We start from the raw sequence: 15,804 nt of genomic DNA, 5'->3' as shown, positions 1-15,804 counted from the left end.
GGTTATTCGATGAAGGTGACAACGCCACCCGTCAGCGATTTCACCCGGGCCAGCGATTCAACGCGGTAGCCCTGCGAATCCAGTTCGGCGCGGCCGCCCTGGAACGACTTCTCGATGACGATACCCAGACCGGCCACGGTCGCGCCAGCTTGCTTGATGATCGAGATCAGCGCTTGCGACGCCTTACCGTTGGCCAAAAAGTCGTCGATGATCAACACGCGGTCGCTGCTGGTCAGGTGGCGTGGCGAGATGGCCACGGTGCTTTCGGTCTTTTTGGTGAACGAGTAAACGGTCGCCGACAGCAGGTTTTCAGTCAGGGTCAGGGATTGTTGCTTGCGGGCGAAGATCACCGGCACGCCGAGGTTCAGACCGGTCATGATTGCCGGGGCAATACCCGAGGCTTCGATGGTGACGATCTTGGTGATGCCCGAATCCTTGAACAGCGTGGCGAATTCGTCGCCGATCAGCTTCATCAGGGCCGGGTCGATCTGGTGGTTCAGGAAGGCGTCGACCTTCAGGACCTGGTCGGAAAGCACAATGCCTTGTTCGCGGATTTTCTGCTGCAATGCTTCCATGAAGCTGTCCTCTTTTGGCGCTTTGTGCGCCGAAGGTCTAGTAAAAAAAGTGGTCAATTCTAGCGCTTTAACATCGCGCGTATATCAGCCAATGCGCTGTTGCCGCGCACGACTTTGACTTCGGTCGGTGTATCGTCGTTGCCTTCCCAGGCCAGATCGTCCGGCGGCAGCTCATCGAGGAAGCGGCTCGGCGCGCAGTCGATGATCTCGCCGTACTGCTTGCGCTTGGCGGCGAAGGTGAATGCCAGGGTCTGGCGCGCGCGGGTGATGCCCACGTAGGCCAGGCGGCGTTCTTCTTCGATGGTGTCGGCTTCGATGCTGGAGCGGTGCGGGAGGATTTCCTCTTCCATGCCCATGATGAACACGTAAGGGAATTCCAGGCCCTTGGACGCATGCAGCGTCATCATCTGCACGCCTTCGGCGCCGTCTTCTTCTTCCTGCTGACGTTCGAGCATGTCGCGCAGGACCAGTTTGCCGATGGCGTCCTCGACGGTCATTTCGCCTTCTTCGTCCTTCTCGAGGGTGTTTTTCAACGCCTCGATCAGGAACCAGACGTTGCTCATCCGGTAGTCGGCAGCCTTGTCGCTGGAGCTGTTGGTGCGCAGCCAGTTCTCGTAGTCGATGTCCATGACCATGCTGCGCAGCGCCGAAATCGGGTCTTCGCCGGCACACTGCTCGCGCACTTTGTCCATGAAACGCTTGAAGCGCGACAGGCGATCGGTGAAACGGCTGTCCAGATGTTCGCCCAGACCGATTTCGTCGGTGGCGGCGTACATCGAGATTTTGCGCTCGGTGGCGTAGTTGCCGAGTTTTTCCAGGGTGGTCGAGCCGATTTCGCGGCGCGGCACGTTGATCACCCGCAGGAAGGCGTTGTCGTCATCCGGGTTGACGATCAGGCGGAAGTAGGCCATCAGGTCTTTCACTTCCTGACGGCCGAAGAAGCTGTTGCCGCCGCTCAGGCGATACGGCACCTGATGGTGCTGCAATTTCAGTTCGATCAGCTTGGCCTGATAGTTACCGCGATAGAGGATGGCAAAATCGCTGTACGGGCGGTCGGTGCGCAAGTGCAGGCTGAGGATTTCCATGGCCACGCGCTCGGCTTCGGCGTCCTCGTTGCGGCAGCGGATCACGCGGATCTCGTCGCCGTGGCCCATCTCACTCCACAACTGTTTTTCGAATTCGTGCGGGTTGTTCGAGATCAGCACGTTGGCGCAGCGCAGGATGCGGCTCGTCGAGCGGTAGTTCTGTTCGAGCATCACCACTTTCAAGGACGGATAGTCGTCCTTGAGCAGCATCAGGTTTTCTGGCCGCGCGCCGCGCCAGGCGTAGATCGACTGGTCGTCGTCGCCGACCACGGTGAACTGGTTGCGCTTGCCGATGAGCATTTTTACCAGCAGGTATTGGCTGGCGTTGGTGTCCTGATATTCGTCGACCAGCAGGTAACGCACCTTGTTCTGCCACTTTTCGAGGATGTCGGCGTGTTCTTCGAAGAGTTTTACCGGCAGCAGGATCAGGTCGTCGAAATCCACCGCGTTGAACGCTTTCAGCGTGCGCTGATAGTGGGTGTAGACGATGGCGGCAGTCTGTTCCTTGGGATTACGCGCGTTCTCCAGCGCTTGAGGCGGCAGGATCAGGTCGTTTTTCCAGGCGCCGATCATGTTCTTGATCTCGTCGACGCCGTCTTCGCCTGCGTATTCCTTCTGCATGATGTCGGTCATCAGCGCTTTTACATCGGTCTCGTCAAAGATCGAGAAACCGGGTTTGTACCCCAGCCGCGCGTGTTCCTTGCGGATGATGTTCAGGCCGAGGTTGTGGAAGGTGCAAACCGTCAGGCCACGCCCTTCGCCGGCCCGCAGCAGGGTGCCGACCCGCTCTTTCATCTCGCGCGCAGCCTTGTTGGTAAAGGTCATGGCGACGATGTACTGGGCGCGAATGCCGCAGTTCTGGATCAGGTGCGCGATTTTGCGCGTGATCACGCTGGTCTTGCCGGAGCCAGCACCGGCGAGCACCAATAGAGGGCCGCCGACGTAGTTCACGGCTTCTTGCTGCCGGGGATTGAGTCGGGACATACGAAAATTCGGGAGTCGTTGACGAAATGGGCCGGCATTTTAACAGGCTCAGAGAATTGTGCTGCTCTCTCCGACTTGTGACGTACCGCGCGATTCAAATTTGCCGGTTTTGTTACTTTCGCGGAGGATGCGCGGTGATTTTGCGGCTAATGTACTCATTCGTGACACAAAATAACGTTTTGATAACCGTTGTCATTTGGTCATTGGTCGTCGCAACGGCATAATGCCCCCGCCCACATCATTGCAGAGTCTAGGGAGCTAGCTTGTCTACGCCTGTCGAACCCTTGCGTTTGCTGCTACTGGCCGAAGAGCCAGCGTGGACAGCGTTATTGCGCGAGTGTCTGGCTCCAATGGGCAGCGCGGCAGTGCTGATCAGCGCGCCGAGCTGGGAGTCGGTCAGCAGTTTGTTCGAAGACAACCGCCACGCGGTGTTGTTGACCATTCCTGCTTTGCAGCCGGCTCCGGGCCGTTGCAGCCTGCCGACGGTGTTGCTGCTGGAACACGAACCGGACACTGCGCCGGTTGGCGTCAGTGACTGGCTGGTGTTCGATGCCCTCGACGCCGGCATGCTGCGCCGCTGCCTGCGCCATGTGCGCGAACGCGGCGTTCTCGAAAACACCCTGCAACGCCTCGCCGAACAGGATCCGCTGACCGGCATCGCCAATCGTCAGGGTTTCCAGACCTTGCTCACGGCGCGCCTCGCGGAAAACGACGGGCGCGGCCTGGCCCTCGGGCATCTCGATCTCGACAACTTCCGCCACGCCAACGATGCCCTCGGCCACCAGGCCGGCGATCGCTTGATCCTGCAAGTGGTCGCACGGCTGAAAAGTCAGCTGGAGGCCGGTGATCAACTGGCGCGGCTGGGCAGCGACGAATTCGCCCTGCTAATCGATACCCGCCGCGCGCCGCAACGCGCCGAGTGGATGGCCGAACGCATCACCGAAGCACTCGCCGAACCTTATTGGGTCGATGGCGAAAGCCTGTTGATCGGCTCCAGCCTCGGCATCGCCCATGCCCGCGCACAGGGTGGCGCCGATCCGCTGATGTGGCACGCACACATCGCCATGCAGCAAGCCAAAAGCACGCAAGGCTGCACCTTTCACATCTTCAACGAACGTATCAACCGCAACGCGCGGAGCATGGCCGACCTCGAAAGCGAGCTGCGCCGGGCCTTGCGTCGCGATGAGCTGGAACTGCATTACCAGCCACGCCTGAACCTTGAGGACGGCCAGATTGTCGGCCTCGAAGCCTTGGTGCGCTGGCGTCATGGCGAGCGCGGCTTGCTGCCACCGAGCGAATTCGTGCCGCTGGCCGAGCAGAGTGGTTTGATCGTGCCGCTGGGTTACTGGGTGATTTCCCGCGCTCTGCGTGACATGCAGGCGTTGCGCGAACGCGGGCTGCCGGCGCTGCACATGGCCATCAACCTGTCGTTCCGCCAGTTTCAGGACAGTCAGTTGTTGCCGACGCTCAGCCGCTTGATCGCTGAGCGTGGTGTTGAAGCGCAATGGCTCGAGTTCGAACTGACTGAAACCGCGGTGATGCGCCGCAGCGATCTGGTCAAGCAGACCATGGATGCGCTCGGGCGCCTCGGTGTGCGTTTTTCGCTGGATGACTTCGGCACCGGGTTCTCATCGTTCGTGCACCTCAACAGCCTGCCGATCACCTTGCTGAAGATCGACAAGAGCTTTGTCGGTGGCATGGAACAGCGCGAAGAGAACCGTAAATTGGTGCATGCGATGATCAATCTCGCGCACAACCTGCATCTGGAAGTAGTCGCGGAAGGGGTCGAGACGCCCGAGCAACTGGAACTGCTGCGCGGCTTTGGTTGCGATCAGGTGCAGGGTTATCTGATCAGCCGGCCGTTGCCGCTGGCGGAGCTGGTTGAGTACCTGACCTTCGGCTCAAGCCAACAGCCAGCCTTGGAAATCGTGAGCTAAATACAATCTCCGGGTCAGGCATGAGCCCCTGTGGGAGCGAGCCTGCTCGCGAAAGCGGTGTGTCAGGCAAAGATGATTTGACTGATCGATCTCATTCGTCGGAACGCCGCCCGGAGCAGGCTCGCTCCCACAAGGGGAAACTCATTCAGGCTGAGGGATTTTGAAGCCCCGAGATTGCGGTTCCAGCCGAATCATCCGCTTCATTTTCCACTCAAACGCCAGCGTCAGGCTCACCGCCGCGCACGCCAGGCCCAGCGCCAAACCCCACCAGACGCCCGTCGGCCCCCAATCTAGGTGGAACGCCATCCACCACGCCGCTGGCGCACCGATCAACCAATAGCAGCCGAGCCCGACCAGAAACGTGGTTTTCGCATCTTTGAGCCCACGAATGCAGCCCATGGCAATCGTCTGCGTGCCGTCAAACAGCTCGAACCACGCCGCCACCGCCAACAGGCTCACCGCCAGGCGAATCACTTCGGCAAACGCCGGATCATTGTGATCGAGGAACAACCCCACCAACTGATTCGGCAGCAGCCAGAACACCATCGCAAATCCCAGCATCACCACGGCGCCAAAGACGATTCCGACCCGCCCGGACATCCGCGCATCGCTTAATTGCCCCGCGCCGTAATGCTGGCCGACGCGCATGGTGATCGCGTACGACATGCCCGCGGGCACCATGAACGCTACCGAGACGATTTGCAGAGCAATCTGGTGCGCGCCCAACTGCGTGCTGCCCATGGTGCCCATGCACAGTGCCGCGAAGGCGAACAGGCCGACTTCCACCGCGTAGGTGCCGCCAATCGGCAGGCCGAGGCGCCAGAGTTCTTTCAGGTACTGGCGGTTGGGCCGCGACAAGCCTTCGCGCAAGGGATAAGCGTCATAAGCCGGATGCCGGCGAATGTGCCAGGCCAGCGCCAACGCCATGCAGTTGGCCACAATTGCCGTGACCAGGCCAATGCCCGTCAGGCCCATTTTCGGCAGGCCGAACATGCCGGTGATCAGCGCATAGTTGAGCAGGAAGTTGGCCACCGTGCCGGCCAGACTGATGACCATCACCGGCGTCGCCCGCCCGATCGCACTGGTGAACCCGCGCAAAGCCATGAAGCTCAGGTAGCCGGGCAGGGCAAAGGGCAGGGCAACCAGGAATTGCCCGGCGGCATTGACGTTGGTTTCGGTCTGGCCGAACAGCAGCAACACTGGTTTGAGGTTCCACAGCAGCAACCCGGCGCCCAGCGCCATCAGCCACGCCAGCCACAACCCGGCCTGAGTCAGCCGTGCGGCGCCGATGATGTCGCCGGCGCCCTTGCGAATCGCTACCAGCGTGCCGACCGCCGCAATCACGCCGATGCAGAAAATCGACACGAACGAATAGCTCGCCGCGCCGAGACCGCCACCGGCCAGCGCTTCCGGACTCAGGCGCGCCATCATCAACGTGTCAGTCAGCACCATCAGCATGTGCGCCAACTGTGAAGCAATCAACGGCCCTGCCAGCCGCAGGATGGCCCAGAGTTCGGTACGCACAGGATGCTGCATGGTCATCACCACTCGATTTCGGAGGGAACAGGGGAGCGTCGATTCTCAGGCCTTGGCAGGCTTTGCACAAAGGGATAAAAAGGATGGGTCGCATGATTAAAACTCATCCTGAGAAAATTCAGTCAGGCTGGCTGCATCCCGCTATAGGAGCTTTCTGTATGTCTCGTCGTCTTCCTCCCTTGTATGCCCTGCGCGCATTTGAAGCGGCGGCGCGACACAGCTCGTTCACCCGGGCTGCCGAGGAGCTGTCGATCACTCAAAGTGCGGTGAGTCGGCATATTCGAACCCTTGAAGATCACTTCGCCTGTCGGCTGTTTCATCGCAGCGGGCGCAATCTGCAATTGACTGAAGCCGCGCGCTTGCTGTTGCCGGGCATCCGCGAAGGCTTCGGTGCACTGGAGCGGGCCTGCAATACCTTGCGTGCCGAAGACGACATTTTGCGCATGAAAGCCCCGTCGACCCTGACTATGCGTTGGTTGCTGGCGCGGCTCAGCCGCTTCCGTCACTTGCAGCCGGGCAACGAAGTGCAACTGACCAGCGCGTGGATGGATGTGGATTCGGTGGATTTCAACGATGAGCCGTTCGACTGCGCGGTGCTGCTGAGCGATGGCCATTTCCCCCCGGACTGGGAAGCGAGTCTGTTGTTTCCGGAAGAACTGATCCCGGTCGGCGCACCGAACTTGCTGAATGATCAGCCGTGGGATTTGTCTCGGCTGGCCTCTGCCGAGTTGCTCCACCCGACGCCCGACCGTCGTGACTGGCGCAGTTGGCTGGAGCACATGGGGCTGTCCGATCAGGTTTCGCTCAAGGGCGGGCAGGTGTTCGATACCCTGGAGCTGGGCATGATCGCAGCGGCGCGTGGTTACGGGGTATCGATGGGCGATCTGTTGATGGTCGCCGAAGATGTGGCGCAGGGACGGCTGAGCCTGCCGTGGCCGACGGCGGTCGCCAGCGGACTGAATTATTACCTGGTGTGGCCAAAGACCCGTCCCGGAGGTGAACGTTTGCGCCGCCTCAGCGACTTCCTGCAAGGCGAAGTCCGCGCCATGGCGCTGCCGGCAGTTGCGCGCTTGAGCTGAAACGTTAGAGCCGCCACAATGCCGGCCTTACGCCATACCCCTGTTATATGCTCAAGTATTCGGTTTCACCGCCGACTATGAGCAAGTGGAACCGTCGTGCCGGTCTCCACGATTCACCCCCACTATTAGAAAATTATCCGAGTCGAGATCAAGGAGGATCCCGTGGCTCGGCCAGGAGCTGTCCATGTCTCAACCTCGCGCTCGGATCGCCTCGCAGCTGGGCCTCGCGCTCGCCGTGATACTGGCGATAGTCATCAGCGGCAGTACGGTGTTCGCCCTGCGTTCGCTGGATACCGCCAACCTCGCCACCCGTGAAGAGCATCTGGCCAGTGAGGCGCGGCTGCTGGCCGACCAATTGAGCACCTTCCACGGCACGCTGCGCGAAAGCACTCAGCGCCTGAGCGGCTTGTTCGAGAAGCGCTTCAGCGCCGGTTTGAGCATTCACGCCGATGAGCCGGTGACGGTGGCTGGCACCCAGACCCCGGGCCTGCACCTGGGCAGCGAAGTGTTGAACAACAACTTCAAGGAAGTCGACGAGTTCAAGCAGATGACCGCCGGCGTCGCCACACTGTTCGTGCGCAGCGGCGAAGACTTCGTGCGGGTCAGCACCTCGCTGACCAAACAGGACGGCACCCGCGCCATCGGCACCTTGCTCGATCACGCCCACCCGGCGTACGCGAAGTTGATGGCCGGGCAGGGTTATGTCGGTCGCGCCTTGCTGTTTGATCGTTCCTACATGACTCAGTACACGCCTGTGCGCGACGGCAGCGGCAAGGTGATTGCGGTGCTGTTCGTTGGTTTCGATTACACCGACGCGCAGAACATCCAGTTCGACAACCTGAAACGCTTCCGTATCGGCCAGAGCGGTTCGCTGGCGTTGCTCGATGAGCAAAACAAATGGCTGGTCGCACCGGCAGGTGTGCAGGCGCTGGATCAAGCGGTCCCGGTGATCAAAGGTCTGGCGGCGAAACCGGGCAAGGGTGAGTTCTGGAGCGACACCTCGGAAGACTTCTACAGCATCGCCGTGCCATTCGATGGCGGACCATGGTCGGTGGTGGCGAGCATGCCGAAAACCGAGATCCGCGCGGTGACCTGGAGCGTTGGTACGCAACTGGCCATTGGCAGCCTGTTGGCGATGTTGCTGGCGGTCGGTTCGGTGGTCTGGCTGCTGCGCAGCAAACTGGCGCCACTGAGCGATCTGGTGCGTCAGGCCGAAGCCTTGGGCGCCGGTGATCTGAGCGTGCGCCTGAACGTGTCGAGCAATGATGAAATCGGTCAGTTGTCCCGCGCGTTCAACCAGATGAGTCAGGCGCTGTCGACCATGGTCGAGCACATCCGCCGCTCTTCGGAAGAGGTCAACAGCCGTGCGCAGGCGCTGTCCGGTTTGTCCGGCGGCGCGTACGAAGGCATGGAGCAGCAGTCCGGCGAAATCACCAGCATGGCCGGTGCGGTGGAAGAGTTCAGCGCCACTTCGTTGAACATCGCCGACAACATGGGCGCGACCCAGCGTCTGGCGCAGGAAAATGCTCAGCAAACGCAGATTGGCCGCAGCTCAATGGAAGAGGCTTCGTCGTCGCTGGAGCAAATCGCTGGCGCCTTGAACAGCACCGCCACGGTTATCAACACCCTCGGTCAGCGCTCGCAGGAAATCGGCGGCATCGTCGGTGTGATCACCTCGATTGCCGAACAGACCAACCTGCTGGCACTCAACGCTGCGATTGAAGCGGCGCGTGCCGGTGAGCAAGGTCGCGGCTTCGCCGTGGTGGCGGATGAAGTGCGCAGCCTGGCTTCGCGTACTCGTCAGGCGACTGATGAAATTTCCAGCATGATTCACAGCATCCAGCAGGAAACCGGCAACGCGATCAGCACCATGGAGCAGGGCAATGTGCTGATGCAGGAAGGCTTGTCGCGTAACGCCGACGTCGCTTCGGCGCTGGCGCGCATTGATGAGCAGAGCCGTTCGGCGGGGCAGCAGTTTGCCGCGATCACCACGGCGACGCAGGAGCAGAGCAGCACCGCTACTTTGCTCAGCAGTAATCTGCAGAGCATTGCATTGGCCAACAGTGAGCAGCGCGAAGTGGTATCCAACCTGGCAGTCACTGCCAAGGAACTGGAGAAGCTGGCTGCCGATCTGCGTCAGGAGGTTGACCGGTTCCGTTAAGGCGCCGGTGCTTTATTGATACACCGAGAGGTCTTCACTGGAGTCGACCTCTCCCCATTCGCCGGTGTAGGCGACAGCTTCGATCGGCACACGACCGGCATCGATAACGCGTTGCAGGGTGTTGGTCATGTGCATGCTGTCGCGTTGCTGCGGCGACAGTTCGGCGCGCAGCCGCACGACTTCCGCCCAGCCTTCGGGAGTGAAGCGCAAAAGCCCCATGTACTGCCCCTGAACATCGTCCACCGATTGCGGCTTGTTGCCGATTTCGGCCAGCGTGTGCGCGGCGGTCAGGCGAAAGGTTTCGGCATCCAGCAACGGGTCGCCGAAGCGCTCGGTCCACAGTTGCAACCAATCGGGATCGTAGGTTACGGCCAGCGCTGCGTCGCTGTTGATCAACGACTGTACGGCCACAGGGCTGTAGAAAATATCCGAATAACTGACGATGCACGGCTCGCCCTGAAGCCAGGACTCGGCGCAGGCCAGTGATGAAACCATGTTGGTCTCGGCCCAGCGCGGGTTGTGAAACTCGCTCAGACCACGTTCTGCCAGCAGCTCGCGCTTGTAGCCGGTCACTACCGCGATGTCGCTGATACCCGCTGCACGTAACGACTCCAGCTGCCATTCCAGCAGCGGTTTACCGCGCAGTTCGACCAGACATTTTGGGCGTTCATCAGTGAGGCTTTTCATGCGGCTGCCACGTCCGGCAGCCAGGATAATGGCTTTCACAACAGGTCTATCCCGTGAGTTCTTCAGTGGATTGGGTTTCGCCAAACAGTTGCTGCAGGCGCTGAAGGTCGTGCGCTGCGAAATCGCTTTCGCGCTCGGGGTGCCACATCCAGCCCTGCCACGGTAGTTGCAGGTGGCGGATCGCTTCGATTTCGCCGTCCTCGCTGCGCGCCAGCACTTCAAACCCGGGCGGGCAATCAGCGATGGCGAGGGTGTGATAGCTGTTGACCTCGGCGGCGATCTGCCCGGACAACTGATGCCGGGTGCGTACATGGCCGGTGACCGGTTTCAACGAGACACCCGACCAGTGCGCCAGCATTTGCATACCCCGGCAAATCCCCAGCAACGGCAGATGGCGCGCCTGTGCGTGATCCAGCAGCCTGCTTTCGGTCCGATCACGGGCCGGGCACTGACCGATGTCATTGCCACCCGACAGCATGATCGCTTGCGGGTTTACCGCCGCCAGCCAACGATCGAGGTCATCGGGTGATTGCCAGCCGTTGGGCACTGGCGCAGGGATAAAGCCTGCCGCCAGCACAAACGCGATCAGGCGCTGATCCAGCGCATCACGGCTTTCGCCGCGCTCAGGGAGTGTGTCGACACGCTGACTGATCGCGACCACTGTCATGACATCAACTCCACTCGGCGCCCCGGACAATCGAGGTGCAGAAAGTCTGCCGTCGACCAGCGCCGGTAGAGCACTTCGCCCGCGCCAATGACCGCCGGCAGGCCCAGTTCACCGGCACGGATCGCCATGTGCGAATTGGCGCCGCCCCACGCGGTGATCAGCCCGGCAATCGGGTAGGCGAACAGCCAGTCAAATCCCGGATCGGCATTGGGAATGCAGACGATCGCCCCGGCGAGTTTTTCCCGGTCATCACACAGCACCACCGGCGCGGTCACGCGTTTTTGCGTAATGAAGTTGGGCGCCGTTTCCGGCCACTCGAAACACCAGACATCTTCCGGACAGGTAATCACCGGCGGTAGCGACACTTTGAGCGTTTCGGCGTAGCGCGCCTTGCCCTGTTCAATGCTGCGCATCAGCACTTCCTTCGGATCTGCTGCAGCGACATGCAGCTCCTGGAAGGCGCTGATGTCGCAATAGGCCAGATCCTCGCGATCAATGCCGTACTGCGCACCGACCTGCGCGATCAGAGCCAAGGCATCGGAAAGGTTACGCGTGAAGTGAAACTTGGCCAGCTCGCGCAGCTCGATGCCGTTCTGCAGGAAGTCCAGCAATCCCACCGGATCAGGCTGCAATCCGTGGGCTTCGAGCTGTTTGACGATTTCGCGCATCTGCGGCAGCGTCAGCGAAAACGGTCGCAGCGGTTCCGGCGCGGCGGGGCTTTGCGTCCAGTCGAAATACAGCTCCGGCGCCTCGTCGTAACGCGGCGAGAGGATGTCGTAAGTGCCCGGTCGCAAATGCCCGTAACGGGCGAGGAACGTGGTTTTGTCGAGGGTGGCGCGGTCACGGGCCAACTGCCCGCTGACCGTGGACACCCCGGCCATGAACGCATCGTAATCCGCCTGCGAAAACACGCCGACGCTGACCAGCGATCGAAGCATCTGCACGGCAACAAACCCGGCGCGGGCCAGGCCGGCGAAGGGCAGGGTGCCGTAACGCTTGGCATCCTCCAGCAGCCAGTAAATGCGTTCGAGCGGATCGGCATCGGAGGCCAGCAGCTCTTCGCGACGAGCGTTGAGCACCTCGAGCTTGTTGGCATCGCTGCGCCACAAACCGTCCTTGGGGTGCACGATGCGGTTGGTCAGCTTGCGCAGACTGGTGCTGATGGCGTCCAGTTCATGCTCAAGAAAACCGGCACTGCGCAAACGCTCCAGTTGCTGCGACAAGTCGAGGGTGTAGCAGGAGAACACGATCTCGAACTCTACCTTGTCGTGCAGCGTCGGTTCCGCCAGCAAGCGATCGATGTAGTAATCGACCAGACGCCCCGCCAGTCCTTCATCAAGATCGGCCGGGATAAACGAGTTGAACGACAGACGCACGTCGATATACGGCAGACCGAAAAAGTGCGGCATCAGCGGGAAGCTGCGCAAGTTACGGTAGCCATAATTATGGCGCTGGTAGGCCCAGATCGAGTCGGTGACCAGATCCCGATACAGCGAAAGCGCCAGCGGTTTGGGCCGGATGCCGATGATCTCGGCCGGGTTCCAGTCGGGCATCACGCCGTACACCGTGCGCTGACCGATCAGAAAGGGGTGCGGACGCATGCCCCGTTCGACTTTGTTTTGAATGCTTTGCAGACGGGCGAACTGAGTGGCCGCAGACTCAGGCGCCGTCGGCAGAATCAATGGCCGCGCTTGCAGCAGCCAGAGCGTCTCGCCTTCAGCATCACGGGTGACCGCGAACTCGCAGTCGACCGGCCGATCACCAAACAGGCTGAGCAATTCCTCGAGCAAGGCCACCACTGGTGCGAGCGACACAGGCGCTGCCACTTCACTGTGCGCCGCCTGCTGCCAGAGCCGCCCACCCATGCCGCCAGTGACGGCGGCGGTGTCATCGCCCTCCGACCAATTCACCACGCGATACGGTGCGCAGGTGTTGGGGTCGTGAGAGAAGGCTACGCCGGAGCGCGCCACATTGCCGAGCATTGGCTGAATCAGAATCTCGTCGGTCAGGTGCACATCGCCGTAACTGGCGATGACCTGTTCGATCGCCGAGATCAGCTCAGCCTCCTCGACATTCGGCACCGACAGGAAGGCGCCGGCGAACGACGCCTGCGCGCTGTCCTCGCGCCCGCAACTGGAGCGCACGATCCACGGAGCGGCTGGCAGCCGGCGTTGGATATCCTCAACGCAGGCGCGCTGATCCAGTTGCCAGTCCGCCACAGTGAATGACAGCAACGGCGCAATCTGCGCCGAGGCGAGTCGCCCTTGCAGGCTGGTCAGGGTGCCGGCCTTGGTTGAGAAATGCAGGGCCATCAGCGGTTATCTCAGTTGAGCAACCCAGATGTTGGTCGAGTATGGAATCTGGATCGACGGCGTCTGCAGGCTTTTCAGGTAGTCGTCGATGGCCGCGATCACTTCATGGAAGCTGGCGCCAGCCTGACGTTCCAGCGTGGCGTGCGAGCGCCAGGCTTCGAGGCATTCTTCGATCGACTGCTCGTGAATCACGCGGGCATCCAGATGCACGACCGGGCCGAACAATTCGCTGGCATCGATTACAGCGGTCTGGTCTTCGCGACGGGTGCCGTAGCCGTAACCGGCCACGCGCTCTTTGATGATCGCTTCGATGCGTGCCTGGATCGGGTCTTCCAGATTGCGGTGGTTCCACATGCAGGCAAACCAGCCGCGCGGCTTGAGAATGCGCGCGGTTTCCTTAAGGGCCTGCTGACGGTCGCAGACGTTGAAGGAGCTGCCGAACGTGACCATGTCGAACGCTTGCGCCGACTGGCCGGTGGCTTCACCGGTGCCTTCGTGCCATTTGACGTTTTGCAGTTCTGCGGTGCGCTTGATGCCATTGCCGCGCATCGCATCGTTGGGTTCTACCGCTGTCACATCCAGGCCACGGGCGGCCAGCATCAGCGTCAAGTGCGCAACACCCGCGCCGACGTCGCAGAACTTGTCGCCTTGCTCGGCACCGGCAATCGACAGCATGGCGTCGATGGCCGCGTCGGCGTAGTCAGGGCGCTTCAAATAAGCATCGGCCAGGGTGGTGTAGTCCCATTCGGTTTTCATTGTCAGTTCCTTCCAAGAATTTTAGGGAGCAAATCATCGGCCAGACGCTGGCTGGAGCGTTCGCGATCGAACTCAACCAGGCAGTCGGCGGCCAGCGGTTCATCAATGGCCAGGTCGAGCCCGGCAACGTTGTGCAGTTCGCCTGCATCGAAACGGCGATAGATGTCCTTGGGGTCGCGGCGACGCAACTCCTCGACGGGCACCTTCAGATAAATCTCGAAATATTTGGGCAGGTGGGCGCGGTTCCACTCGTGAACCTCGCGAAACAGCGAGATCGTGGCGATCACCACGGTTTGTCCCTGTGCTGCGATCATTTTGCACAGACGAGCGTATTGCAAAGCGAGGGCCAGACGACCTTCGCGGCCGTGGTTCTGTGAGTTGGCGGCGGCTGCGCCAAATACTTCGCGCAATTCATCGCCATCGAGCATGACCACCGAGCGTCCTTCAGCACGCAGTCTGGCAACCAATTCACCGGCCAGCGTTGATTTGCCCGCTCCCGAAAGGCCCGTAATCCAGATTACCTGTCCACCAGCATCACATTTCATAGTGTTCTGACTTGTGTTCGATTCGAGTGTATCGGCAGGCTGTTTCCTTGCATGAGGCCAGGCCTGCGTTATTTTAATGTTTGTCCCGCTCGATTATGTCTCCGAAAGAGTCAATCGAGAGCGGGCAATACTGCGACTCGTGCCGATATTCAATCAGGTCGTGGAACACTTCCTGAGGCAGGGGCAAGTCGCTGTATTGTGCCTGGTAGAACTTGTTATATATGTAATAGCTGTCTTCTGGTTTCAGCAGGCTGAACCCCAGTGCCATGTCCCTGAGCTCATTGCTGCTTCTGGCAATTGGCAACAGGTTATCCATTTGCTTTAGCCAGGCGTCGACCGTGAGATTGTGCTCTTCGGTATAGGGCACATAATAAATCGGCAGTTTGCAGGTATTGAGCATGAACGAAACACCGCCGGTGGATGCATCGGTGATGACCGTGTCGCATTGTGTATAGAAAGCCGTGCTGCTGGTCCCGGGCTTGTCTATGGTTATCCAGTCATGGGCAGACAGTTGTTCGCACAGATCCTTCACGGTCGGATGGGAAAGTTCGGCCATGTACGGACGCAAGATGAACGTCGCGTGGGGAATTTGCGACTTCACTGCATTGATGACGGTCTGCAGATTCTCATACAGAGTCGCCCCGTTCGGGCAGATACCCAATTGGGTCGGCAGAAGCCCTACGACGTAGTCATCCGTGGTTTTTGTCGATGGCGGTGATGATTCGAAATTACCGGGGATCTTCACCGGCAGCGTGGCCACCGGGCTGGTGCTGCGCATGTCCGAGCGCAACGCGAGTCCATCGATCAATAGTGTTTTCAGGGCCTTTCTGTCGCGACGGTATGCCTGCATTCCGGCAGTAATCAAATCAAAGCCTGACCGGGAAGACGCGATGACCACATCCCAGTAAGAGGTCAATTCGGCATAGTAATACTTGTCTTTGGTCGGCATCCCGACATTGCCGTGGCTGATGAAGATGCCAAAATTCGAGTTGTCCAGCAGGCGTCCGGAATAGGCATCATTTGAAATGACAACCTGCGATTTCAGGCTTGCAAGGAATTCATTGTCAACCTGCTCTACCGGGAAATCGAGGACGGCTTCGACTTCCTCTCTATTCAAGCCGGTACGATCAGTATTGAGCACGACACAGTTATACTTTTCTCGAAGCGATTTAAGCGCTGGAATCAGATACTCGAGATATGTTTTGCCACCGTCCGCCACGTTGCTGAGCAAGTAAACATTTTTCATAATGAGGTTTTGCTTTCAAAGTTTGTTTAAATAAGGCCAGCGCCAAACGGAGTAATAACGCCGGGCAAGGGCTTTTTAGTTATCTTGATTTGAACTAATGAATTGAACAGCTTTGTCCGGTAACAGTAGAAATCTTGTCCATGATGCCCCGCCTCCACTCCATGATGAAAAATGCTCTATGTCTTGACGATAGACAGAATGCAGTAAAAAAGAGCGCCGTCGTTATATCACATC

At 59.9% G+C, this 15,804-nt stretch carries 12 protein-coding genes; 3 read left to right on the top strand and 9 right to left on the bottom strand.

Annotated elements, in window-relative coordinates:
• Positions 1 to 2: 2 nt before the first annotated feature.
• Positions 3 to 575: a xanthine phosphoribosyltransferase gene (locus A8O26_RS01195; RefSeq protein ID WP_064116416.1), complete on the bottom strand. Its 573-nt coding sequence runs from the start codon at positions 573 to 575 to the stop codon at positions 3 to 5.
• 59 nt (positions 576 to 634) lie between these two features.
• A complete protein-coding gene (rep, locus tag A8O26_RS01190; protein WP_064116415.1) occupies positions 635 to 2,644 on the bottom strand; it encodes a DNA helicase Rep in 2,010 nt (669 codons plus the stop codon).
• Positions 2,645 to 2,907: 263 nt separating this feature from the next.
• On the opposite strand from rep, the gene A8O26_RS01185 reads away from it, so the two are divergent.
• Positions 2,908 to 4,581: a putative bifunctional diguanylate cyclase/phosphodiesterase gene (locus A8O26_RS01185; RefSeq protein WP_064116414.1), complete on the top strand. Its 1,674-nt coding sequence runs from the start codon at positions 2,908 to 2,910 to the stop codon at positions 4,579 to 4,581.
• Positions 4,582 to 4,722: 141 nt separating this feature from the next.
• On the opposite strand, the gene A8O26_RS01180 is transcribed toward A8O26_RS01185, so the two are convergent.
• A complete protein-coding gene (locus tag A8O26_RS01180) occupies positions 4,723 to 6,117 on the bottom strand; it encodes a NorM family multidrug efflux MATE transporter (RefSeq protein ID WP_064116650.1) in 1,395 nt (464 codons plus the stop codon).
• 158 nt (positions 6,118 to 6,275) lie between these two features.
• Here A8O26_RS01180 and A8O26_RS01175 point away from each other — a divergent pair, with 158 nt between their 5' ends.
• Both A8O26_RS01175 and A8O26_RS01170 read left to right on the top strand, forming a co-directional pair.
• A complete protein-coding gene (locus A8O26_RS01175; RefSeq protein WP_064116413.1) occupies positions 6,276 to 7,196 on the top strand; it encodes a LysR substrate-binding domain-containing protein in 921 nt (306 codons plus the stop codon).
• 184 nt (positions 7,197 to 7,380) lie between these two features.
• Positions 7,381 to 9,357, top strand: a complete 1,977-nt coding sequence (locus tag A8O26_RS01170; protein WP_064116412.1) for a methyl-accepting chemotaxis protein — start codon at positions 7,381 to 7,383, stop codon at positions 9,355 to 9,357.
• A 12-nt stretch (positions 9,358 to 9,369) separates the two neighbouring features.
• Here A8O26_RS01170 and A8O26_RS01165 read toward each other — a convergent pair whose 3' ends face one another.
• Genes A8O26_RS01165 through A8O26_RS01140 form a run of 6 tightly spaced genes read right to left on the bottom strand, consistent with a single transcriptional unit; the run spans position 9,370 to position 15,570 of the window.
• Positions 9,370 to 10,083: a phosphocholine cytidylyltransferase family protein gene (locus A8O26_RS01165; RefSeq protein WP_064116411.1), complete on the bottom strand. Its 714-nt coding sequence runs from the start codon at positions 10,081 to 10,083 to the stop codon at positions 9,370 to 9,372.
• A gap of 7 nt (positions 10,084 to 10,090) precedes the next feature.
• Positions 10,091 to 10,711 (bottom strand): gamma-glutamyl-gamma-aminobutyrate hydrolase family protein, encoded by a 621-nt coding sequence (locus A8O26_RS01160; RefSeq protein WP_064116410.1) that lies wholly within the window; start codon positions 10,709 to 10,711, stop codon positions 10,091 to 10,093.
• The gene (locus A8O26_RS01155) at positions 10,708 to 13,023 is read right to left on the bottom strand and encodes a PEP/pyruvate-binding domain-containing protein (RefSeq protein WP_064116409.1); all 2,316 of its coding nucleotides are present in this window, start codon (positions 13,021 to 13,023) and stop codon (positions 10,708 to 10,710) included. The genes A8O26_RS01160 and A8O26_RS01155 overlap by 4 nt, the downstream gene beginning before the upstream one ends.
• 6 nt (positions 13,024 to 13,029) lie before the next feature.
• Positions 13,030 to 13,779, bottom strand: coding sequence for a class I SAM-dependent methyltransferase (locus A8O26_RS01150; protein ID WP_064116408.1), 750 nt, complete (start codon positions 13,777 to 13,779; stop codon positions 13,030 to 13,032).
• 2 nt (positions 13,780 to 13,781) lie between these two features.
• Positions 13,782 to 14,396, bottom strand: a complete 615-nt coding sequence (locus A8O26_RS01145; protein ID WP_437339872.1) for an adenylyl-sulfate kinase — start codon at positions 14,394 to 14,396, stop codon at positions 13,782 to 13,784.
• 1 nt (position 14,397) lies between these two features.
• Positions 14,398 to 15,570, bottom strand: coding sequence for a hypothetical protein (locus A8O26_RS01140; RefSeq protein WP_064116406.1), 1,173 nt, complete (start codon positions 15,568 to 15,570; stop codon positions 14,398 to 14,400).
• Positions 15,571 to 15,804: the final 234 nt, after the last annotated feature.

Source organism: Pseudomonas fluorescens (assembly GCF_001648775.1).
Taxonomy (GTDB): domain Bacteria; phylum Pseudomonadota; class Gammaproteobacteria; order Pseudomonadales; family Pseudomonadaceae; genus Aquipseudomonas; species Aquipseudomonas fluorescens_M.
The sequence above is the reverse complement of the archived record's forward strand: the minus strand, read 5'-3'. Positions and strand labels throughout refer to the sequence as shown.

Bases quoted from the DNA above. Each gene is read 5' to 3' on its own strand.
- A8O26_RS01170 (WP_064116412.1), top strand. From the start codon at position 7,381: ATGTCTCAACCTCGCGCTCGGATCGCCTCGCAGCTGGGCCTCGCGCTC.
- A8O26_RS01175 (WP_064116413.1), top strand. From the start codon at position 6,276: ATGTCTCGTCGTCTTCCTCCCTTGTATGCCCTGCGCGCATTTGAAGCG.
- A8O26_RS01180 (WP_064116650.1), bottom strand. From the start codon at position 6,117: ATGCAGCATCCTGTGCGTACCGAACTCTGGGCCATCCTGCGGCTGGCA.
- A8O26_RS01160 (WP_064116410.1), bottom strand. From the start codon at position 10,711: ATGACAGTGGTCGCGATCAGTCAGCGTGTCGACACACTCCCTGAGCGC.
- A8O26_RS01155 (WP_064116409.1), bottom strand. From the start codon at position 13,023: ATGGCCCTGCATTTCTCAACCAAGGCCGGCACCCTGACCAGCCTGCAA.
- A8O26_RS01140 (WP_064116406.1), bottom strand. From the start codon at position 15,570: ATGAAAAATGTTTACTTGCTCAGCAACGTGGCGGACGGTGGCAAAACA.
- A8O26_RS01195 (WP_064116416.1), bottom strand. From the start codon at position 575: ATGGAAGCATTGCAGCAGAAAATCCGCGAACAAGGCATTGTGCTTTCC.
- A8O26_RS01150 (WP_064116408.1), bottom strand. From the start codon at position 13,779: ATGAAAACCGAATGGGACTACACCACCCTGGCCGATGCTTATTTGAAG.
- rep (WP_064116415.1), bottom strand. From the start codon at position 2,644: ATGTCCCGACTCAATCCCCGGCAGCAAGAAGCCGTGAACTACGTCGGC.